The sequence below is a fragment of the Pedobacter sp. N36a genome (genome assembly GCF_014472395.1).
Lineage (GTDB): Bacteria > Bacteroidota > Bacteroidia > Sphingobacteriales > Sphingobacteriaceae > Pedobacter.
The window spans coordinates 308847-331212 of sequence record NZ_JACSZW010000005.1; the positions used below are offsets into that span (position 1 = coordinate 308847).

General features: G+C 41.0%; 15 protein-coding genes. 7 read left to right on the forward strand and 8 right to left on the reverse strand.

The genetic code is table 11. The features are described from left to right. The first annotated feature begins 137 nt into the window (after nucleotides 1–137). The gene (locus tag H9X96_RS12345; protein ID WP_187666567.1) at nucleotides 138–2111 is read left to right on the forward strand and encodes a DUF3857 domain-containing protein; all 1974 of its coding nucleotides are present in this window, start codon (nucleotides 138–140) and stop codon (nucleotides 2109–2111) included. Further along, a complete protein-coding gene (locus H9X96_RS12350) occupies nucleotides 2111–4009 on the forward strand; it encodes a DUF3857 domain-containing protein (RefSeq protein ID WP_187666568.1) in 1899 nt (632 codons plus the stop codon). Before H9X96_RS12345 ends, H9X96_RS12350 begins: the two co-directional genes overlap by 1 nt. 5 nt (nucleotides 4010–4014) lie before the next feature. Here H9X96_RS12350 and H9X96_RS22910 read toward each other — a convergent pair whose 3' ends face one another. Next, a complete protein-coding gene (locus tag H9X96_RS22910) occupies nucleotides 4015–4140 on the reverse strand; it encodes a hypothetical protein (protein ID WP_255431098.1) in 126 nt (41 codons plus the stop codon). Between the two features lie 78 nt (nucleotides 4141–4218). Next, entirely contained in the window at nucleotides 4219–4599 is a 381-nt protein-coding gene (locus tag H9X96_RS12355; RefSeq protein ID WP_187666569.1) for a hypothetical protein, read from the reverse strand. A 202-nt stretch (nucleotides 4600–4801) separates the two neighbouring features. On the opposite strand from H9X96_RS12355, the gene H9X96_RS12360 reads away from it, so the two are divergent. Continuing rightward, nucleotides 4802–6982, forward strand: coding sequence for a bifunctional alpha,alpha-trehalose-phosphate synthase (UDP-forming)/trehalose-phosphatase (locus H9X96_RS12360; RefSeq protein WP_187666570.1), 2181 nt, complete (start codon nucleotides 4802–4804; stop codon nucleotides 6980–6982). A 50-nt stretch (nucleotides 6983–7032) separates the two neighbouring features. Here H9X96_RS12360 and H9X96_RS12365 read toward each other — a convergent pair whose 3' ends face one another. From H9X96_RS12365 to mqnE, 6 genes are all read right to left on the reverse strand, one after another. After that, complete coding sequence (locus tag H9X96_RS12365; RefSeq protein WP_187666571.1) at nucleotides 7033–8817, reverse strand: glycoside hydrolase family 15 protein; 1785 nt, start codon at nucleotides 8815–8817, stop codon at nucleotides 7033–7035. Nucleotides 8818–8962: 145 nt separating this feature from the next. Continuing rightward, on the reverse strand, nucleotides 8963–9478 hold the full coding sequence (locus tag H9X96_RS12370; protein WP_187666572.1) for a C40 family peptidase: 516 nt from the start codon (nucleotides 9476–9478) through the stop codon (nucleotides 8963–8965). A gap of 5 nt (nucleotides 9479–9483) precedes the next feature. Then, nucleotides 9484–12093 (reverse strand): DNA mismatch repair protein MutS, encoded by a 2610-nt coding sequence (gene mutS, locus H9X96_RS12375; RefSeq protein ID WP_222943898.1) that lies wholly within the window; start codon nucleotides 12091–12093, stop codon nucleotides 9484–9486. A 76-nt stretch (nucleotides 12094–12169) separates the two neighbouring features. Then, a complete protein-coding gene (locus H9X96_RS12380) occupies nucleotides 12170–12895 on the reverse strand; it encodes a menaquinone biosynthetic enzyme MqnA/MqnD family protein (protein WP_187666573.1) in 726 nt (241 codons plus the stop codon). Beyond that, nucleotides 12888–13514, reverse strand: coding sequence for a histidine phosphatase family protein (locus H9X96_RS12385; protein ID WP_187666574.1), 627 nt, complete (start codon nucleotides 13512–13514; stop codon nucleotides 12888–12890). Before H9X96_RS12385 ends, H9X96_RS12380 begins: the two co-directional genes overlap by 8 nt. Then, nucleotides 13514–14707: an aminofutalosine synthase MqnE gene (gene mqnE, locus H9X96_RS12390; RefSeq protein WP_187666575.1), complete on the reverse strand. Its 1194-nt coding sequence runs from the start codon at nucleotides 14705–14707 to the stop codon at nucleotides 13514–13516. Before mqnE ends, H9X96_RS12385 begins: the two co-directional genes overlap by 1 nt. A 390-nt stretch (nucleotides 14708–15097) precedes the next feature. On the opposite strand from mqnE, the gene H9X96_RS12395 reads away from it, so the two are divergent. The 4 genes from H9X96_RS12395 (at nucleotide 15098) to H9X96_RS12410 (ending at nucleotide 22347) form a co-directional block, all read left to right on the forward strand. Beyond that, a complete protein-coding gene (locus tag H9X96_RS12395; protein WP_187666576.1) occupies nucleotides 15098–15676 on the forward strand; it encodes an RNA polymerase sigma-70 factor in 579 nt (192 codons plus the stop codon). 203 nt (nucleotides 15677–15879) lie between these two features. Next, complete coding sequence (locus H9X96_RS12400) at nucleotides 15880–17088, forward strand: FecR family protein (protein WP_187666577.1); 1209 nt, start codon at nucleotides 15880–15882, stop codon at nucleotides 17086–17088. 193 nt (nucleotides 17089–17281) lie between these two features. Beyond that, nucleotides 17282–20683 (forward strand): TonB-dependent receptor, encoded by a 3402-nt coding sequence (locus tag H9X96_RS12405; protein WP_187666578.1) that lies wholly within the window; start codon nucleotides 17282–17284, stop codon nucleotides 20681–20683. A gap of 26 nt (nucleotides 20684–20709) precedes the next feature. Then, nucleotides 20710–22347 (forward strand): RagB/SusD family nutrient uptake outer membrane protein, encoded by a 1638-nt coding sequence (locus H9X96_RS12410; protein ID WP_187666579.1) that lies wholly within the window; start codon nucleotides 20710–20712, stop codon nucleotides 22345–22347. The last annotated feature ends 19 nt before the right edge of the window (nucleotides 22348–22366 follow it).

Sequence of the window (22366 nt, forward strand, 5' to 3'; positions counted from 1 at the left end):
TATTTAGTAATGCACTAAATACCATGGCAATGAATTGGATTCTAAGATAGCAAAGAAGAGCCCTACCCTTAATTAACGTCAAAAATTCTTTTTTAGCTTAAAGTAACTTAACTTGGTCGTTCAAATGATACGCTCTTATGAAATCCCTTTTATGCTTTGCCTTGCTGCTCCTTGCTGGACTCCCTATTTACGCACAGGACTTCTCCTTTGCCGGAATTACGCATGAAGAAATCGAGCTGAAAAACACGGTTATTGATTCCAATGCGAATGCCATTGTCCTGCGGGAATTTGGTACAGCCTCCATGGAACAAAGCCCTGGAGATGGCAGGCTTGTGATCGCTTACCGTTACCATGTACGCCTGAAAATATTTAATAAACAAGGCTATGAACAAGCGAACATCAGCATCCCGCAGCGCATTTACAACGACGTGCCAGATCAGTTATCCGAGCTAAAAGCAGTCACCATTAATTATACCGAAGGTCAATTTAAGCAAAGCCAGCTGGACCCAAAAAAAGTATTTAACGAGAAAGTCAGCAAGTATACCGCCAATACCAAGTTCACGCTGCCCAATATCATGGATGGCAGTATCATTGAATACAGCTACACCTTACACATTCCTTATATTTTCAACTTTAAAAGTTGGAATTTTCAAGCCGATATTCCAAAATTACACAGCCAGTATATTGCCTCTATACCTGCCTTATACAATTATAATGTAGTGCTTAGAGGCGTTTTAAAACTCAAAGACACGAAAGCTGAGCTCAGTAAAGAATGTCTGAGAATCAATGGGACTCAGATCGATTGCTCTAAAATGACCTATACCATGGAAAATATTCCTGCATTTATAGAAGAGGAGCACATGACAGCCCCTACTAATTTTATCTCTGCCATTTATTTTGAGCTGTCTGACTATGCGATGTTATCAGGAGGAAAAGTCAATGTAACGAAGACCTGGAAGAATGTAGACAATGAGTTGACTTCAGATCGATCTTTTGGCGCACAGATGAAAAAGAAAGACGCTTTCAAAGAATTAATGCCTGAGATCCTAAAGAATACCACTGATGATCTTTCAAAGGCACAGGCGATATACAATTACATTGCGAAAAACATAAAATCTAACGGGTACATAGGCATTTACAGCGAAACTGCGGTTAAAAAAGCATTGGAAAGCCATTCTGGCAATACCGGAGACATTAATCTGGCTTTAATCTCCGCATTCAGTGCCGCAGACCTCGATGCGGAAGCCCTCATTTTATCTACCCGAAATAATGGGGAGCTGAACAAATTATTTCCGGTCATCAGTAATTTCAATTACGTAGTCGTCAAGTTAAATATTGGCGAAAAAAGTTATTTATTAGATGCCTCTGTTCCTTTGCTGCCCTTCGGCATGCTCCCTTTACATTGTATGAATGGACAAGGAAGGGTAATTAACTTGAAAAAGCCATCCTACTGGTACGACATCAGTTCTGGCCAAAAAGATTACATCCGGTATAATTTAACTGCGACACTAGCAAAAGACGGAAAGATAAAAGGACAACTCGTCACTTATTCTACTGGCTACTCCGCATTCCAAAAAAGAAAAGGAATAGAATCCGCAGGTACTATTGCTGAATATGTAGAGAAACTAGATGAGAAAATGCCCAAGATTAGCATTACCAACCATGAGATCAGCAATGTGGATAGCGTTAACTTACCATTGGTAGAAAAATATGAATTACTGATCGATTCTTACGATGGTGATGGCTTAGCGCAAATTTTCTTCAACCCCTTCTTCATTGACCGTATCCTCAAAAACCCTTTCAACCTCAGTGAAAGAACTTACCCGGTAGATTTAGGTACAGCTTCTGAGCGTCGTGTCACCATTATATTAAATGTTCCTGAAGATTATACCATGTCAGATCAGCCAAAAGACATGAGCATTGGCTTGCCCGACAATGGTGGACGTTACCTGACCAGTACCAATTTTTCAGACCATACCATCAGCTTTAGTCAGTTTTTACAGCTCAATAAACCAATTTATGATCCATCGGAATACTTCTCTTTAAAAGAGTTTTACAGTCAGATCATTCAAAATCAAAAAACGGATATTATCCTTAAAAAAGCAAAATAATGAATAAGCTGCTCCTACTCCTCTTGATGCTATTGACAGGGATATCAAGTTTTTCCCAATCCAGCTATTCCGTTGATAAAATACCAGCAAGCCTAAAAATAAATGCCAACTCTGTCATCCGTGATATGGAAACGACTGTGGAAATGAAAGGGATAGACCAGGTACTGATCAGTGTTAAAAAGGTGGTTACGGTATGGAATAAAAATGGAGATGCTAGAGCAGAATTGGCTTTACATTACGATAAAAGCACGTCAATTCAGCGGATAAAAGGCCAAATGCTCAATGCTTTTGGAGTGCTGACGTATAAATTTTCACAGAGTGATTTCAGCGATGAGAGCGCAGTAAGCAATGGAAGCCTGTATGTGGATTACCGGCTGAAGTATTATGTTCCCCGTGTATTCAGCTATCCTTATACCATTGTGTATGAATATGAGTTACGAAATAAACAAAACCTCATCCTTCCAGATTGGTACCCTAATCCACATCCTGACCAATCCGTAGAAAGCAACAAATATGTTTTTATAACAAAGCCTGAAGACGAAATCCGAATTAAAGAAAATAATTATCCAGGTAAGGCGGAAGTACTCCGTACCGAAAAAACAAAAAGCTATACCTGGCAGCTCAGTAATCAGTCGGCGATGAAAAAAGAACCCTTTGCTCCTGATCCTGACGACTACAAAACATCAATAAAGATTGCCGCAAAACAATTCAGTTATTACGGATACAAAGGCAGCTACCAAAATTGGGAAGCATTAGGCAAATGGGTTTATGATGACCTGATTAAAAATAGACAGCAGCTACCGGAATCAACTATTCAGGAAGTCAAAGCAATGGTTAGTGGTATCAATGACGATCGCGAAAAAGCTAAAAAAATCTATGAGTATGTCCAGAAAAAAACAAGATACATAAGCGTACAGATAGGGATTGGCGGTTTTCAGCCTATGCCCGCAGCAGAAGTTCAGCAATTGGCCTATGGAGATTGTAAAGCATTAGTCAATTATACGCAAACATTGTTAAAGAGTGTGGGCATTCCATCTTTGTATTGTGTGGTAAATGCTGGTAGTGCTAGAAAGGATATAGACCTCGATTTTGCAAGTATGGACCAGGGTAACCATATCATTCTAGCGGTTCCACTAAAAACAGATACCGTCTGGTTAGAATGTACCAGTTCAGAAAGCCCCTTTGGCTTTCTCGGTGATTTCACTGAGGACAGAACAGTCTTTGCTTGTACACCAGATGGCGGTAAAATACTGCGGACACCTAAGCTCACAACCGAAATGAACCTGCAGCGTAGAAAGGCAAGCCTTAACATTGATACCCTTGGAAATATAACGGGCAGCCTTAAAACTATCTATAGTGGTGCTCAATATGACCATGACAACAACTTAATTGACCTGCCCGTGTCTGATCAGCTGAAACGATTAAAAAGCAGTTACGATATAGACCACATCAGTTTCAGTGATTTTAAAATCAGCCAGGATAAAAGTGATACACCAAGTACTAGCGCAGCTTTCAGTTTCGATATCCAAAAATATGCTGCAAGAAACCAACAGCTTTTTTATCTGGAACTGAACCTGTTTAATAAATCCAGTGTTGTTCCAGAAGTAAAAAACAGAACCTTAAAAGTGTACATCAATAGAGGGTATACGGATGAAGATGAATTAACTTATCTCCTCCCTAAGGACTTTAAATTAGAAGCCTTGCCAAAAAATAAACACATCAACTCTGCATTCGGTAGTTATAGCGCAACAATTCTACTGGAAGGAAGAACCTTGATTTACAAAAGGAAAATGATCCTAAAAGACGGAACATATCCGGCTGAGCAATACCAGGACTTCAGCACTTTTATAAATGATATAAATGCGGCTGACCACAGCAGAGTAATCTATAAGTTATAACCACACTAGCTGAGCATAAGTATTCCTAATCCGATCCCTATGATCATAATCAGGTACATCAGGATTTCAGTAGTTGCAAACTTCTTGTATTTTTTCCAAAAGGACTCTTCTTGTTTTGGTATAGGCATCATGTTTTCGCTGGATTAATTAGCAAATATAGGTGATAATCCTATTTTTTAGGGATAATTAATGTGTGCTCAAAAATCTCTTCATACCCTGTAACCACCAGCAGTTAAACTGACTTGCAGCAGCCTCATCTTTTCTTCCATAATTTCCAGCTGCCCTGATACATTCACCTGCATCCGATTGATCTTCCGGTCTATGGTGTCCAAACTGGCGAGGGAATTTCCTTTCATCACATTTAGCTTAACTTCTAAACATTCCATTTTCGTACTTAAACGAATTTCCAACTGATCTACCCGATCTTCCAATTTTTCCAGTTGGAGTTCCAACCGATCTACCCGCTCATGCACCAGTACCAAATTCCTGTTCATCTCCTTAAAACCTTTAAAAATAAAAACATGTAATTCCTGAATCGCGTGTAAAATTTCTGGAATTGCCGCTTCTAATGGCCTGACGCTCTCTTTCATACGATCTCTATTTTGTTGAATACAATGATACGTAATTAATTAAAATAATTTATAACGAAACTATGTTTATCAAAACAATACTCAAAAATCTATGTTTTAATCTCTAAAAAGAACTGCTTGTCCTTACAGAAACAGCCTACACATACTCATTAGTAGAAAAAAGCAAAACAAAATGCAACAAGAATCGTTATTATTTAATATAATGATAAGAGAAAGTAAAACCATCATCATCTCCAACCGGCTACCGGTCAAAATAACAGAAGAAAACGGCGTTTATCAATTAAGTCCCAGCGAAGGCGGCCTCGCTACCGGCCTCGGCTCCATTTACAAAGAAGGAAACAACATTTGGATTGGCTGGCCAGGCATAGAAGTCCCGGAAGAAAGACAAGCAGAAGTAACTGAGAAACTGGCAGAATTAAACCTCATTCCAGTCTTCTTAACCATTGAAGACATTAATGGATATTACGAGGGATTCTCCAATGAAATTTTATGGCCGGTGTTCCATTACCTGGTTACCTATGCAAATTTCGAGCAATCTTATTGGAATTCCTATCAGATTGTAAATGAGAAATTCAAGCAAGTAGTCACGCAGCATCTATCTAGTGGCGATAAGATCTGGATTCAAGATTACCAACTCCTGTTACTCCCTAATTTAATCCGGGAAGAGCTACCAACAGTCACTATCGGTTTTTTCCAGCACATCCCATTCCCCTCCTTCGAGATTTTCAGACTCATTCCCTGGAGAGAAGAAATCATCGCTGGAATGCTCGGGGCAGATCTTCTAGGCTTCCATACTTTTGACGATGCCAGACACTTTATCAGTGCAGCCTCCCGTTTGTCGTCCAGCAACCCTTCCGATAATATTCTAAACTACAAGAATAGACAAGTCGTAGTTGAAGCATTTCCCATGGGAATTGACAATGAAAAATTTGACCAACTGACCAGGGATGCTAAAGCGGCCAAATTTACTGTCTCCATAAAAAATAGCCTGAAAAATATAAAAACCATCCTGACTATAGATCGGCTGGATTACAGCAAAGGCATTTTACAAAGGCTGCAGGCCTTAGAGCTTTTACTGCAAACTCATCCAGAATACATTGGAAAACTAGCGCTCTATATGATTGTAGTACCATCCAGGGATACTGTTCCAAAATATAAAGAGTTAAAAGACCAGATCGATCAGCTGGTGGGCAATATCAATGCAAAATTCAGAACCATTAACTGGGTACCTGTACATTATTTTTACCGCTCATTTTCCATTGAATTCCTCTCCGCTATTTATAGTGCTGCCGACATCTGTCTGGTGACACCAATGCGCGACGGGATGAACCTGGTGAGTAAGGAATATGTCGCTTCCAGACTAAATGAAGATGGCGTATTAATCTTAAGTGAAATGGCTGGCGCCTCAAAAGAACTCAACGATGCCCTGATTGTAAATCCCAACAACATCGGCGACTTGGTAGAAGCCATCGTTCAGGCCATTAATATGCCTCTAGAAGAACAGCAGAGCAGAATGAAAAGTATGCGGGCAATTGTCAGCAAATTCAACATACACCTTTGGGTGAAAAACTTTATGGATAAATTAAAAGAAGTCAAAACGATGCAGGAATCATTACATACCAAACACGCGGTGGCATCGATTAAAAATCAAATCAGTAATGATTATAAAAATGCAAAAGACAGGTATATATTCCTCGATTATGATGGAACATTGGTTGGCTTTAATGCCGATATCAACAAAGCCTCTCCTGATGAAGAGTTATATGAAATCCTAAAAAATCTAGCGAAAGACCCTGCAAACCAGGTCATTATTATTAGCGGCCGCAATTACCAAACCTTAGAACAGTGGTTTGGACATTTAGATGTAGATATGATTGCAGAACATGGCGCATGGCAAAAATACAAGCATACCGATTGGAAACCCCTCCCATTGCTCACCGATAAATGGAAACAGGAGATCAAACTGGTCCTGGACACCTATACTGACCGTACCCCAGGATCATTCATTGAAGAGAAAAGTTACTCTCTTGTTTGGCATTACCGAAAAGTAGAAGAAGGCTTAGGAGCCCTCAGAGCTAACGAAATCATCAACCACCTTCGTTTGGTCATTGCCGACAAAGGATTGCAGATGATGCCGGGAAATAAGGTCATAGAGTTCAAGAACATAGAAGTCAATAAAGGAAAAGCTGCTCAAAATTGGCTTTACGGACAAAACCCTGATTTTATCCTGGCCCTTGGAGACGACCATACTGATGAAGATATTTTTAAAGCATTAGCTTCCGAAGCTTATACCATTAAAGTAGGCAGCAATATCTCCGCAGCAAGATACTATCTGAAAGATTTTAGAGAAGTTAGAGCATTGCTACAAGAACTGATCCAATAAAATAAGCGCTGGCCCTTTAATTGGGCCAGCGCTTATTTTATAAAAACTATTTATAAAAAAGACGGTCTGTCTAGCTTCACTGCAATTCGATGTGCAGCATTCATCAAGCCAACGTGACTATAAGCCTGAGGGAAATTGCCCCATTGGCCACCATCTACTTCATCCACATCCTCGCTGAATAACAGCAAATGATTCGAATATTTAATAATAGACTCGAATTCCCTGATCGCATCATCCAGTCTTCCTACACAGGCCAAAGCCTCCACATACCAAAACGCACAAATTAAGAAGGTCGTTTTTGGCTTACCAAAATCATCAGTATGGATGTATCGGTAAAACAAGCCATTTGCTCCTTTAAGTTCTGCTTCTAGAGCACTCAAATGGTCCTTTGCTCTTTGCGAATTCGGATCCAGGTAGTTCATTAAAATTAACTGCAAAGTACTGGAATCCAGGTAAGGGCTGCCCACCGCATGCGTATATACTTTACGTTCCGGATCATAACAATCCTCAATATGCTGGGCTGCTTTATCAATTAACAACTGTGCACGCTTTTGCAAAGGCTTATCGTCAATGGTTTTCGCCATTTTTAAAGCTGCATTTGCCCCTGCCCATTGAAATAAATTAGTGTAACAATGGGTATTCGGAAGGTTTCTAAATTCCCATATTCCAGCATCCTTTTCATCAATAGTATGCTCAATCTTTTTCAATAGAGAGTCCAGCCATTTTTCTGAATCTTTTCTTTCTGAATAGATAAAACGTCTATCGGTATAAAGAGGCAGCATGGAAATCAATACCTGCCCATAGATGTCATTCTGAATGTGCTCAAAAGCTTGATTCCCAATTCTGATGGGGGTATTGCCTAAATATCCCTTTAAATCAGGAACGATATGTTCTGTCAACACCCGTTCTCCGGCAATACCGAATAGTGGCTGGTAACGTTCTTCATCCCTAAATGAGAGGTCAGTGATATAATTAAAATACCTTTCCATTTCTTCAAAATGACCGATATGGTTCAATGAGGTGATCACATAATAGGTATCCCTCATCCAGCAATAGCGATAATCCCAGTTTCTTCCACTGCCCTGAGATTCTGGCAAACTGGTGGTACTGGCTGCGATAATCGCACCTGTATCTTCATACTGATGGATTTTTAGAGTCAATGCGGAACGGATAATATAGTTCTGATAAAACCCAACGATCGTAGAGTGCTTGATCCAGGTGCGCCAATATTTCTTTGTTTCCAATAAAAAGCGCTCTGCAGTGCTGATAATGGGTGCATCCAGTTCATTCCCATAGGTTAAGATCAGGTATTTTGTCTCATTCAAAGCAAAATATTTTTCATCTTCAATATAGCTCAGGGAGATATTGGTACTCAGTTGCATATCCTCCGTATCCCCGGTAAACTCAATATGGTTACTTCCTCTGCTTGCGTTTTGTTTCCTTCCACCGTATTCACAAACCGGTTTACAAGTGACTTTTATTCTTGGATTTCCTGTTAAAGGTTCTATTTTCCTGATCAGCATCAGCGGTTTAAAATAGCGCTCAAACTGATGAAAACGCGGTGCAAAATCGGTTACACGATAACTGCCTTCCTCATTGCTGATTTCCGTACAAATGATATTCGTGTTTTCCAGATAATACTGTTTTGATAAGTACTCACCGGCCGGGAGAATCGAAAATTCGCCTCCTTTTTCCTGGTCCAATAAACCACCAAAAACAAAGCTGCTGTCAAATCTAGGCCAACACAGCCAGTCTATATTGGTGTTCTTGTTAACATGGGCGAGGTAAGCGCAATTTCCTATGATTCCGGTTTGATAAGTGTGTCTCTCTGTCATATATGATTACAATTGATGTAATATAACAACAGGAGTTTTCCGTTTTTGTTCCTGTTTATTGTTAAACCGATACATGAACAGTCAATCACAAAAGAAAAAAAACCGTATTTAAGTGCTTTAAAGAAAAGAAATCAGCAAAGGAATGTTAATTTTTGATCGATCCGGCTTTGACCATTGCTTTTTGATAAGCGGGTATGCTCAGGTCATCTACAATCACCCCACGAGTGGTAGATGCATGAACAAAGAAATTGTCTTTCAGATAAATACCAACATGATCTACAGCTCTGCCGCCGAAAGAGAAAAATATCAGGTCACCTTCCTTCAGCTGTCCCATACTTTTGGTCCTGATGACGGCAGCCTGATCGCTGGATCTTCTAGGCAGTTCGTTGCCATAGATATTCTTTTGCAGCAGCAAAGCGAAGCCGGAGCAATCGATGCCGCGCTTGTCTAAACCACCTAAACGATACCTTACCCCCGTCCAATCATTGATAAAACGATATAAAGGTTTGCTTTTCAGCTGAGACATCACCACTGCAGCTCTTGCGGCAGTCGTATTTACGTTGGTATTTTTCCTTGTTCTACAGGCAGAAAAAACGAGCAACACCATTAAAAACAGCAACAGCTTAAATCTTCCTTTAAGAGCGGTCTGATTAATGGTCATATCGTTTACTGTTTAATGATGCGCTGTATTTCGTCTAGTTTAAGCAAGGCTTCGACCGGCGTTAACACATTCACATCTAGGTTATTTAATGTATCTCTTATTTTCACCAATACCGGATCATCAATTGCGAACATGTGCAGCTGATAAGCCTGATTCTGGACTTTCTTAATGCTATCTTTTATACTTTGTCCTTCAGTACGGTCAATTTCCAGTTTTTTCAGGATCTCATTTGCCCTGTTGATCAGCTTTGGAGGCATACCCGCCATCTTAGCTACATGAATACCGAAACTATGCTCACTGCCTCCAGGCACCAATTTACGCAAGAAAATCACTTTATTACCCACTTCCTTTATAGAAACGTTAAAGTTTTTGATTCTGCTCATGGTATTTGCCAGCTCGTTCAGCTCATGATAATGCGTCGCAAATAAGGTTTTTGGCTTAGCTGTTGGATGCGTATGCAGGAATTCAGCAATCGCCCAGGCAATGGATATCCCATCATAAGTACTCGTGCCCCTGCCGATTTCATCCAATAAGATCAGGCTGTTTTCCGAAATATTATTCAGGATACTTGCCGTCTCATTCATCTCCACCATGAACGTACTTTCTCCGGAAGAAAGGTTGTCTGAAGCCCCAACTCTGGTAAATATTTTATCTACCAAACCAATTGTTGCTTCTTTGGCTGGAACAAAACAGCCCATTTGCGCCATCAATACAATCAACCCCGTTTGTCTTAAAATCGCCGATTTACCCGACATATTGGGTCCCGTAATGATGATGATCTGCTGAGTGACATTATCCAGAAAAACATCATTGGTAATGTACTCTTCACCGACAGGCAGTCTCTTTTCAATCACCGGATGTCTACCGCCTTTAATGTCCAGGCCTTTGCCTTTATTCATGACTGGTTTGGCATAGTGGTTTTTTACCGCCAGCTGCGCAAAACACAGCAATACATCCAATTGCGCAATACAAAAAGCATTCAGCTGGATTTGTTTGATAAAAGCACTTACGAGCTGCATTAATTCTCCATAAAGGCGGATTTCGATCTGCATGATCTTCTCTTCAGCTCCAAGGATCTGCTCCTCATATTCTTTCAACTCTGGTGTAATATAGCGCTCTGCACTCACCAGTGTCTGTTTCCTGATCCACTCGGTAGGAACCTTATCTTTATGCGTATGTGTCACCTCCAGGTAATAACCAAAAACGTTATTGAAGGCTACTTTTAAAGAAGGGATGCCAGTGATGGCTGCTTCTCTTTTTTGAATTTCTATTAAATAATCTTTTCCACCAAAGGAGATCTTGCGCAGGCGGTCTAATTCTTCATCCACCCCATCTGCAATCACATTTCCTTTAATCAATAAAGCTGGAGGATCTTGCTGTAATTCTCTTTCCAGTTTCTCCCTGATGGATAAACAAGGATCCAGCTGTGCGGCCAACGCCATTAGAAATGGGTTTTCTGAAGCGTTTGCAATATCCTTGACCGATTCAATATGGTACAATGCTTTTTTCAGCTGACACAATTCCCTCGGACCAACTTTCAATAAGCCCACCTTAGAAATCAGGCGTTCCAGATCTCCGATTTGCTTGATATGGTCTAAGAATTTTTCTACCAAAACTTCATCTTTCACCAGGTATTCCACCATCCCTAGACGTTCCTGAATAGGCTTCAGTTCTTTAAGCGGCATGATGATCCAACGGTGTAACAATCGGGCACCCATTGGAGTAGCAGTCTGATCTAAAATCTGAAAAAGCGTCACTGCATTTTCATTGTTAGCGCTGACCAATTCCAGGTTTCGAATCGTAAAACGATCCAGCCACATGTATTTATCTTCCTCTAATCGTGAAATCGCACTGACGTGTTTTAGATTTTTGTGCTCCGTCTCATTCAGATAATGAAGGATAACCCCAGCGGCGATAGTGCCGATAGACAGCTTATCTACCCCAAATCCTTTTAAGGAGTTGACTTCAAAATGCTTATGTAAAGTTTCATTCGTATAATCGGTGGTAAAAGCCCAGTCGTCTAGTGTGAAAGTATAGAACTTATCTCCAAAAAGTTCGAGGAATTCTTTCCTTTTACTCTTTTGAAAAATAACTTCTGTGGGTTTAAAGCCTTGTAAAAGCTTATCAATATATTCTTCATTACCTTGAGCCACGTAAAACTCTCCGGTAGAAATATCCAGAAAGGATACGCCCATACCGGTTTTGTCAAAATAAACTGCAGCAAGGTAATTGTTAGACTTCTGACTCAGGATATTGTCACTATAAGCAACACCGGGAGTAATCAGTTCTGTTACCCCACGTTTTACAATGGTTTTGGTCATTTTCGGATCTTCCAGCTGATCGCATATCGCAACCCTTTGTCCGGCCCTAACCAATTTCGACAAGTAATTGTCTAAAGAATGATGCGGAAATCCTGCCAGTTCAATGTGACCACCGGGTCCATTTCCCCTTCTTGTCAATACAATCCCCAAAATCTGGGAGGTCTTTACAGCATCTTCACCAAATGTTTCATAGAAGTCGCCTACTCTGAACAATAATAACGCCCCGGGGTACTTTGCTTTAATCGCATTGTACTGTTGCATTAAAGGTGTCTCTTTAGTCTTGTCTTTAGCCAAAATGTATCTTATTTACAAAACTGTAAAGATAGCACCTGAATGGCTAACCTTTAAGCTTTGTTGAAAACTATAAATTCTATAATTGTTCTATATACGATAAGAACAAAGTTAATGCCTCGCGTTTCTTGTCGGTCAACTCAAAATCTAACTTATGACACAGGTAATCTTCCATGTCAAAATTTGCAATTTCAGGTAATTCTTTCAATAACTCTCCACGATGAGAAAGCCCAAAAGCCAAAGCCTGATTAAATTCTGAGATAAATGATGCTGGAATTGTTTTATTGGCCACCCATGCAGCATATACAAAAGGCAAACCTGTAAATTTCATCCACTCCTCTCCCATATCATAGGCATAAGCATAGTCGGATTTTTTACCAAAAGTACGGTCGCCAATTAAAACCATCGCATCTGTAGTCGCTTCCAGATCAGTAGTAAAACTAACCTCCTGTTTCCAGTGGAATTTCAGCAATACCTTCGCCAGGTTATTTGAAGTGCGGGAATGGCTATCTAATTTTACAGTCTTAATCTCCTGAAAAGGGACATTACTGAATACAAACACAGAATTTACCGCACCTACAGATCCAATACAGTAATCGGCAATGATGTTCGCATTGGGCACCAATGGGATGGCTGCCACAGGAATCAGACCAATATCCACTTGATTGTTAATCAATTTTGCGGCACAATCTGTAGGAATATCTAAACTCAAATCTATTTTATCGATCAGTTCTGAATGCTCAATACCGTACATAAATGGCTTGGTATTGGTATAAGAAACTGCGGAAATCTTAATCTTACTCAATTGGAAATGTTTTTAAATGATCGGTATTATTGAACTCCAGGATGGTAAATTGGCCATCTTTCAGTCCGACTTTGTAAAGCGTCGTATTCTGATGAGGAAATTCCGTCATCTCGCTTAAAGATTTACCGGTAATCAGGCATAGTAACAGCCTCATCGCTCGACCGTGCATACACACCAGCACCGTTTTCTCATTTGCCGCATTCACTATGATATCTAATGCTTCCTGAAGACGCGCTTTCACTTGATTCGGGCTTTCACCACCTTCAAAATGACTGTCGAAATCTCCAGACTGCCATTTTTCCATCATGCCTTTAAAAGCCGCAATTGCGTGTTCATCATTGGCTTTACCTTCCCAAACACCCCAGGCGAGCTCATCCAGACCGGACAATTGCTCCCATGGCCTACCTGCATCGATAAACCCTTTCAGGGTTTGATGCGTACGTTTTAAAGTAGAAGTGTACACTTTATCAAAAGGAACATCTTTATACAGCATATAAAATGACGCTGCCTGTGCCCTTCCGGTATCATTCAGGTCACTGTTGATCCCTCTTCCCTGCACAATTCCCTGCTTGTTTAAATCGGTTTCACCATGTCTGATGATGTATAGTTCTTTATCCATTAATTGATGACCGGCAATTTATAATACTGTGGTTTCGTTTCTCCTTCAAATACAACATCCGTATAATCGGTCACTACATTATAAAGGGTATCTCTTTCTATTGGCTTACGGTTCACCTGCTTGATCAGGTTCACCAGTTCTTCCGTATTCATTGCCGGATGCTGTTCTTCCGCACCTGCCATAGAGTAAATTTTGGTGGTATCGTCTAAAGTACCATCAATATCATCTACGCCAAAGTTTAGAGAAAGCTGTGCAGTTTGACGGCTAATCATTGCCCAGTAAGCTTTGATGTGGTCAAAATTGTCTAGATAAATCCTTGCAATCGCATAGTTCCTTAAATCTTCAATCACTGACACCTCTGGCACGTTGTCCATCTGGTTATTCTGATTTCTGAATTTCAATGGAATGAAGGCCTGGAAACCTCCCGATTTATCTTGCTGCTGACGCAGGCGTTCCATGTGGTCTACCCGATGCCAAAACTTCTCTATGTGTCCGTAAAGCATGGTCGCATTGGTCTTCATGCCCAGCTTATGTGCTTGCTCATGAATATCCAACCACTGCTCTGCATTACATTTATCGTGTGCAATCTTTTCCCTTACTTCCGGGTGAAAAATCTCTGCACCGCCACCTGGCATAGAATCCAAACCAGCTTCCTGCAAATATTTCATACCATCATAGTGGCTTAATTTCGCCTTTTTGAAGATGTAATAATACTCTACCGGAGTCAATGCTTTCACATGCAGATCCGGACGGTGTGCTTTTGCCCGTCTGAAGAAATCACTATAGAATTCCAGATTTTGCTTTGGCACCACACCTCCAGTAATATGAACCTCCGTTACGGGTTCATTATCGTACTTTTTAAGCACGTCCATCATTCCGTCTACGCTCATTTCCCATCCTTCTTCACGCTGCTTAATCAAACGGGAATAAGAACAAAATTTGCAGTCGTAAACACAAACATTGGTCGGCTCAATATGGAAATTGCGGTTAAAATAAGTTTTATCACCGTGTTTCTGCTCCCTGATGTAGTTCGCCAACACACCCAGGTAGCCCAATTCGGCATTTTCATAAAGATATACGCCTTCATCGAAAGTGATTCTTTCCTGGTTCTGAACTTTATTTGCTATGGCTTTAAGTTCGACAGACAAATCATTGTCGTTGATAACTATAGCCAGCTTTGAATTAGCATCCATGTATTATGAGATAATGGTACAAATGTATAAGAAAAGACACAGCGAAAGCTGCGCTTATCACGAACAAAAGTAGTATAAAATCACCATAAACCCGCTTTTTTAACAGGTTTTAGCTGTCAGCTTTATGTAAAAGAGCACAAGTACTAAAAAATAACGCAGGCCATAGTAGGTAATTTATTTTTTAAACGTTTTAGAACATCCATTTAAAAGCTGAGCCCTGGAAAAATACGACCCTAGAACTCTCCTAGGCAGCATTCAAATTCCCCATATACACCGTATCAGAAACAGAATTCCCCGGGATACCCGAGCAAATGCTTGTAAAAATAATGTCTATAAAGCTGATCGTTAATAAAATAAAATGGTTTTATCGCTACATTAGCCTCGGGATATATGGGGGGTTATCATAATTTTTCTGATCAGGAACTGCTGGAGGAGCTGCGTCTTGGCAATCGCCTTGCGTTTACAGCACTCTTCAATCGTTATTGGAAGAAACTGCTTGCAGTTTCGTACAATTATACGAAGGACCATTCTGCGTCTGAAGAAATCGTTCAGGAAGTATTTATCGGACTTTGGAACAGAAGAGCCGTTCTTGAAATCAACATTCTTGAAAACTACTTAGCCACTGCCGTTAAATTTTCAGTATTCAAAAGTATTCATCAGCAAAAAAGAAGAGCCGAACTCGCCTTGTTAAACTACCAAACGGAGCTCGTTGCACTAGATGAAGAAAAGATCCAGGCCAAATTCCTGCAGGAATACATTGACGGCATTGTAGAACAGCTGCCAGAAAAATGCAGACTGGTCTTTAAATACAGTCGCCAGCACGGATTAACGATTCCCGAAATCTCCAAAGAAATGGGCATTGCCGAAAAAACTGTAGAGGCACACCTCAGTAAAGCTTTAAAAACCATCAGAAAAGACCTGAACAATTCAGGAATACTCCTGATTGCTTGCGCTTTTCTACTAAAATAGCTAAAAAAAAACAGCTCCTATCTTTGAAAAACACACTTTTAAAAATAAAACATCATTTTTCTTACTACCTACTAAGGGTAAGGCCGGGGTTCAACGTACTCCTTTATAATTAGCCCAGAACCACGGTCGATTAAAATTGGCATTACTAAAAAGAGATGCACACTTGACATAGTCCTGAAACCGCTAATAACAGATCTACACTAATGAAAAGAGACGATACTCCTATATTAATTCAAAAATACATCAACGGTACCTGTACTAAAGAAGAACGGGAGCAATTACTAAGATGGTACCGTTCTCCAAAACATGAAATCGTAGAATGGCCGGATGCTCCCGGCATGGACGAGACAGCGGTATACCAACGCATATTCTCCAAAATCGAGCAGGAAATTGACTCAAAGCGCAGTGCTGTAACTCCATTAACCCCAGATTCAAGCGAATTAAAAACGAGAAAACTCCATTTCAACTGGCAGAAAATAGCAGTTGCTGCAGCCTTGATCCTGACCAGTGGAATCGCTGTTTATTTTTACCAGCAATATCCAGCCAGCCCACATATCGAACAGCTTACTTTCAAAAATGAAGTAAAACCCGGTGGCAATAAAGCGATTCTAAAATTAGCTGATGGAACGGAGCTGGTTTTAGATGGTGCTAAAAACGGCGCACTTGCTCAGCGTAAAGACATCAACTTCAGCAATACCAGCGATGGTCAGCTGGCCTACAACAGACAAAAGAACGACCCTTCTGGCAATGCCGAAGCTTTAAACTACAATACAGTTTCTACCCCTAAAGGCGGACAATACCGAATTATTCTTCCTGATGGCACTAAAGTATGGCTCAATGCAGCCTCTTCCATTCGCTTTCCAACCAATTTCCTTCCCGGAGAAAGAAAAGTAACAATTAGTGGAGAAGTATATTTTGAAGTGGCCAAGAATAAACATCAGCCATTCCGTGTGATTGCTGACAAACAAATTCTAGAGGTCTTAGGGACAAAATTCAACATTAGTGCTTATAAAGATGCGCCTCAGATCAGTACTACGCTTGCAGAAGGAAGTGTAAAATTAGGCCGTCTGAAGTTCAACAATTACCAGGTTTTAAAACCTGGAGAACAGGCTCAAATGAAAACTACTGATGAAAATCCTGCTAAAATCAGCGCAGCGGATTTAGAGGAAGTGCTTGCCTGGAAGAACGATGCTTTCGTATTCAACAACACCCCAACCAATGAAGTCATGAAACAAATGGAACGTTGGTACAATGTAGAGCTGGTCTATAAAGGTACAGCACCCGATCTTTATTTCACGGGGGTAATTCCGAGAGAAAGTAACCTTTCTACATTCTTAAGCGTACTGGAAGGGACCGGGGGCGTCAAATTCGGTATTGAACAAAATAAAGTAATCATTCAAAAAATAAAATAAATCAACAAACTACCACCACCACAAATTAATACACACATGAAACCTGCCACTTAAACCACCACCGCAGGTGAGTCAGAAAATAACCAACCCGGTTCGCGGCCGGGAAGGTCAATGCTCAGGCTTACCCTAAAGAACTTTCCAGTTTTCACTGGAATTGCACAGCCTTCAACTTAAACCTAAACATTTCAAATTTATGAAAGAACGACTACATTCTAAAGTCATTTCCTCTTATGGCCAAAAAACCGTAAGAAAAGTATTCATTATCATGAAACTATCATTGATTATCCTGATTACCTTGGGTATACAGGTAAGTACGGCTTCCTACGGGCAGCGCGTCAGCATTTCTAAGCGCAATACCAGCTTAAAATCCGTTTTGCAAGACCTGAGAAAGCAAACCGGCTATTATTTTATCTACAATAACGAAGTCATCAGCCAGTCGAAACCATTAAACGTAGATTTGAAAAACACGGCTCTGAGCACTGCGTTAACAGAGATTTTCAAAGATCAACCCTTGACCTACACGATAGAAAAAAACATCATCGTAGTTAAATTGAAAGAAGCGGCTGTAAGAACACCAGTTGCCTCGGCAAATATCATCACGATCCAGGGTAAAGTGACCGATGATAAAGGGATTCCATTGCCTGGAGTTACCATTTTGGTGAAAGAAGGAAAAGCGGTAGCCATCACTAACACTGATGGATTTTACAAAATCCAGGCTGAAGACAACCAAACTTTAATCTTCACTTATTTAGGTTTCAAAAGAGAAGAAATTGCTATCCAAAAGAGAACGCAGATCGATGTATCCATGACGATGAGCATGAGTGAATTGAGCGAAGCGGTAGTCATCGGATACGGTACACAGCAAAAGAAACTCGTAACTGGTGCTATCGGAGTGATCAAAGGAGAAGAACTGACACAATCACCCGCCGTAAACGTATCCAATACTTTAATGGGCAGAGTAACCGGATTGGTGTCTTACATGAGTACTTCAGGTACACCAGACCGCGACCGCTCTTCCATCAAAATCCGTGGAATGGGTGAAGCCCTGATTGTGATTGATGGAGTAGCCAGAGAAGGTATGGGGATTATAGGCATGGAAATGGACAAACTAGATCCCAATTCCATCGAAAGCATCAGTGTGTTAAAAGATGCTTCGGCAGCTGTTTATGGTGCCAGAGGCGCCAACGGTGTGATCCTGATTACCACCAAACGTGGAAAATCCAATAAAGTATCCATGAACTACAATGGTAATTTCGGGATACAGCAGTCTACAAGATTGCCTAAATTCCTGGATTCTTACAACTATGCCATTTTGAACAATGAGATGTTCGACAATGATAAAGCAGAAAAAGGAAGCTCTCCAAGAACAAAATATACCCCAGAAGAAATTCAGAAATTCAAGGACGGATCAGATCCGGATCGTTATCCAAATACTGACTGGTACAAAACTGTGCTAAAAGATTATGCCTCTGTACAAAAACATAACCTGAGCTTAAACGGCGGCAGCACTAATTCCAGGTACTTTATCAGTGGAACCTATACCGACCAGCAAGGACTCATCAGCACTTCAGGAATGAAGCGTTATGGTTTAGTCAGTAATTTTGACCTGGATGTTACGCCAACTACCAGCCTTTCTGTGGGTTTGAATTATATCACTGAAAATGCGAAAAACCCTGCCGTTTATGCGGAAAGCATTTTCAGCAGAATGTCGGTTTTAGGTTCAGTATCTCCAGCTCGTTTTTCCAATGGCTTATATGCTTTCTCAGGATTTTCAGGCAATCCATTAGCGGATGCATTGGAAGGTGCCGGTTACAATAAAGTAGGCAGAAACATCTTCACCAGCTCATTGAGAATCACACAGCAGCTGCCTTTTATCAAAGGTCTTTCTGCAAATGGAGTAGTTACAGTGGACAAGAACAACTCCTTAACCAAAGCATTTACCGTGCCTTATCCAGTGTATTCATTGGATCCCTTAAAGGACGAATATACCCAGCAAAATGCAACAGAGAAAGCTTCATTGAGTGAAACTGTTTCCCTGAATGACAACGTAAACGTACAGGTTTCCCTGAATTACAAAAGACTGTTTGGCAAGCATTCCATTACTGCATTGGCTTTATATGAGCAGAATGAATTCAAAGGAGAAAACATCATTGCAGAAAGAAGTAACTACCCTGTTGCCAGTGTGGACCAGCTATTCCTTGGAGATGTAAGCACGCAGAAAAGTTCTGGGAGTTCACAGGAAAACGCACGCCAAAGTGCCGTTGCCCGTTTTATCTACAATTACAACAGCAAATATATTTTAGAAAGCAACTTCAGATACGATGGTTCTCCATACTATCCAAAAGGAAAAAGAAGAGCCTTATTCCCATCCTTATCAGCAGCATGGATCTTATCCGAAGAAGATTTCATTAAGGACAATTATCCATTCATCAACGAGTTGAAACTCCGTACTTCTTACGGTAAACTAGGTAATGATGGCGGTTCCTTGTATTCTTACTTTTACAACTACAGTCTTTTCCCGGCAGGTTATGTGTTCGGTACTGGAAATGCGATCTCTCCGATGACCAGGATCACCAATACAACCGTTCCAAATACCAATATTACTTGGGAAAAAGTGAAAGCTTTTGACATCGGTTTAGATGCCTTATTATGGGCTGGTAAATTGGGTATCGAAGCAGATTATTATAGTAAATCTAAATATGACATCCTACGTTCCAGAGGTTATGATGTACCTTCTACCTTCGGATTGAGCCCGGCATTAGAAAACTTTGGAAAAGAATATTACTACGGGTATGAGCTGGCTTTATCTCACCAAAGCAACATCGGACAAGTCAATTTCTCTGCACGCTTAAACATGACTTTCACAAAAAGCAGAGTCGTAGATTATGGCGAAAACGAGAGTGTATTGCCAGGATTACGTCAGGAAGGACGCCCGGTGGGTGCTGCAAGAATCCTGAAAGCAGATGGTATTTTCAAAGACCAGCAGGATGTAGACAACTGGCCAAAATACCTGACCAGCCCTGGAGCTACACCGGTGAGCGGTAAACCTGGAGACATCAGGTATGTGGATCTAAACGGTGATGGCGTAGTAGAATTGTTTAGCGGCAGTGCCGATCGTGATGTGGAAACCAGATATATCGTTCCACCAACGGTTTACGGTTTATCACTGGCTTTCAAATGGAAAAACTTCTCTGCTGATGCCTTATTCCAAGCCTCTACAGGAGTGTACATCAATTATGCGCCTGCTGCAGATTTAACTAACTTCTACGAGTTACACCTGGACAGATGGACACCAGAACATACCGATGCGGCTTACCCAAGACTATTATCTAACTATGAAGCCAACAGATATCCTTCCACTTTTTACGTTAAAAACGGAAACTATATCAAGCTGAGAACCGCACAATTGTCTTATAGCATTCCGAAAACGGTATTGAGACAGATTGGGGTTTCTTCATTAACAGTTACTGCTCAAGGACAGAATCTATTTACGGTCAGCAACAACAGGAGGTTCGACCCTGAGTCGTCCGGCACCTTTGCCAACTCTTACCCTCCACAACGGATTTTCTCTTTTGGTCTTCGTTTAGGCCTTTAATTTATTCATCGAAAAGATCAGCAATTATGAACTTTATACCTTCAAAATATACCACCACCATCATCCTTGCAGGCCTGCTTAGCATGAGCTCCTGCAAGAAAGACTTCCTGGACAGAAAGCCTTTAAACCTGATTTCGGAAGCCAGCCTTTGGGAAGATCCGGAACTGATTAAATTGTCTGTAAATGAGTTTTACAACTTCATGAACAGCGGCTTTACCGCGACTTACCTGCCTGCCGCGATCACAGACGATATTCAGGTAATTGGAAGCGAAGAAAGCAAGATTTCCGGCTACCTGACCGGCGATTTCAATGCCACTACTTTTCCTCAAAAGAACCTCTGGAAAGACAGCTATGCGCAGATCAGAAAGATCAATTACTTCCTGGAAAGAGCAGAAACAGCGCCGGCATTGAACCCAGCACAACGAAAAGATATGTTAGGACAAGCTCGTTTTTTCAGAGCCTTCGTTTACTTTCAATTGTTCAGCAGTTTCAAGGAAGTTCCTTTATTGCTAAAAGCACAGCCAGTAGAAGAAGCTCAGGACAAGCCTTTTAAAACTAGCCAGCAGGATGGCATGGCCTTTATCGCTGCTGAGTTAGCCCAGGCATCCGAAGAACTACCAGCATCCTGGCCAGGTACAGAATATGGCAGGATTACCAGTGCCGCTGCACAGGCCTTTCGAAGCCGCGTTTTACTATGGGCAGCAAGTTCGCTGAACAATCCTGCCAATAGTTTAGACAAATGGCAGGCAGCCGCTGATGCAGCAAAAAAGGTGATAAACACCGCTTATTATAGCTTACAAGCAGATTATAACGATCCTTTCCTGAAAAAAAACGTACTGGTTAAACCAGAGGACATCCTGGAATTCCGTTACAATGGATTGAAAGGTGAGAAACAACACAGTTTCGATAAAAACAATAGTCCGGCAGGATATGGAGGAAAAGGCACCAATGCCCCTACTCAGGAAATTGTTGATGAGTACGAAATGAAAAACGGCAAGATGATCGGCGAAAGCGGATCTGGTTACCTGGCTTCCGACCCTTATGCAGGCCGCGATCCACGTTTCGAAAAATCTGTATTGTACAACAATGCCAGCTTTAAAGGAAGAGCCGTAGAAACCTTCGCTAAAGGTAAAGACATGCCTACGTCCAACCCTACACCTACCGGCTTTTATATCCGGAAATTCATCGCTGAAGATTTCGATTACAACAAAGATGTGAACGTAACTAGCAGCACCAATTGGGTGATCATGCGCTATGCAGAAGTACTTTTAAACTATGCAGAAGCACAGAATGAAGCGATTGGACCAGACGCTACTGTTTATCAGGCCATCAATGACATTCGCAAAAGAGCAAAAATGCCAGAACTGCCAACAGGCTTAACTCAGCCGGAAATGCGTGCAAAAATCCGCCATGAACGCAGGATTGAGCTGGCTTTCGAAGACCAGACCCGTTATAACGATTTACGTCGCTGGAAGGAAGCAGCAAATATCCTTAATAAATCAGTGAATGGCGTCACCATTACCAAAGCGACCAATGGCAGCTTAACCTTTGTAGCAAAAAAATCAGGCAGCAGAGTCTTTACCGATAAAAACTACTGGCAGCCAATTCCTTTAACGGAAATCGCGACCAATCCAAACCTTAAACCACAAAACGAGGGCTGGTAATCCAGCTCCTCAGAAACAT

Coding starts and splice junctions, on each gene's coding strand:
- H9X96_RS12350 (WP_187666568.1), top strand. CDS start 2,111: ATGAATAAGCTGCTCCTACTCCTCTTGATGCTATTGACAGGGATATCA.
- H9X96_RS12370 (WP_187666572.1), bottom strand. CDS start 9,478: ATGACCATTAATCAGACCGCTCTTAAAGGAAGATTTAAGCTGTTGCTG.
- H9X96_RS12395 (WP_187666576.1), top strand. CDS start 15,098: ATGGGGGGTTATCATAATTTTTCTGATCAGGAACTGCTGGAGGAGCTG.
- H9X96_RS12360 (WP_187666570.1), top strand. CDS start 4,802: ATGATAAGAGAAAGTAAAACCATCATCATCTCCAACCGGCTACCGGTC.
- mqnE (WP_187666575.1), bottom strand. CDS start 14,707: ATGGATGCTAATTCAAAGCTGGCTATAGTTATCAACGACAATGATTTG.
- H9X96_RS12385 (WP_187666574.1), bottom strand. CDS start 13,514: ATGGATAAAGAACTATACATCATCAGACATGGTGAAACCGATTTAAAC.
- H9X96_RS12400 (WP_187666577.1), top strand. CDS start 15,880: ATGAAAAGAGACGATACTCCTATATTAATTCAAAAATACATCAACGGT.
- H9X96_RS12345 (WP_187666567.1), top strand. CDS start 138: ATGAAATCCCTTTTATGCTTTGCCTTGCTGCTCCTTGCTGGACTCCCT.
- H9X96_RS22910 (WP_255431098.1), bottom strand. CDS start 4,140: ATGATGCCTATACCAAAACAAGAAGAGTCCTTTTGGAAAAAATACAAG.
- H9X96_RS12355 (WP_187666569.1), bottom strand. CDS start 4,599: ATGAAAGAGAGCGTCAGGCCATTAGAAGCGGCAATTCCAGAAATTTTA.
- H9X96_RS12365 (WP_187666571.1), bottom strand. CDS start 8,817: ATGACAGAGAGACACACTTATCAAACCGGAATCATAGGAAATTGCGCT.
- H9X96_RS12405 (WP_187666578.1), top strand. CDS start 17,282: ATGAAAGAACGACTACATTCTAAAGTCATTTCCTCTTATGGCCAAAAA.
- H9X96_RS12410 (WP_187666579.1), top strand. CDS start 20,710: ATGAACTTTATACCTTCAAAATATACCACCACCATCATCCTTGCAGGC.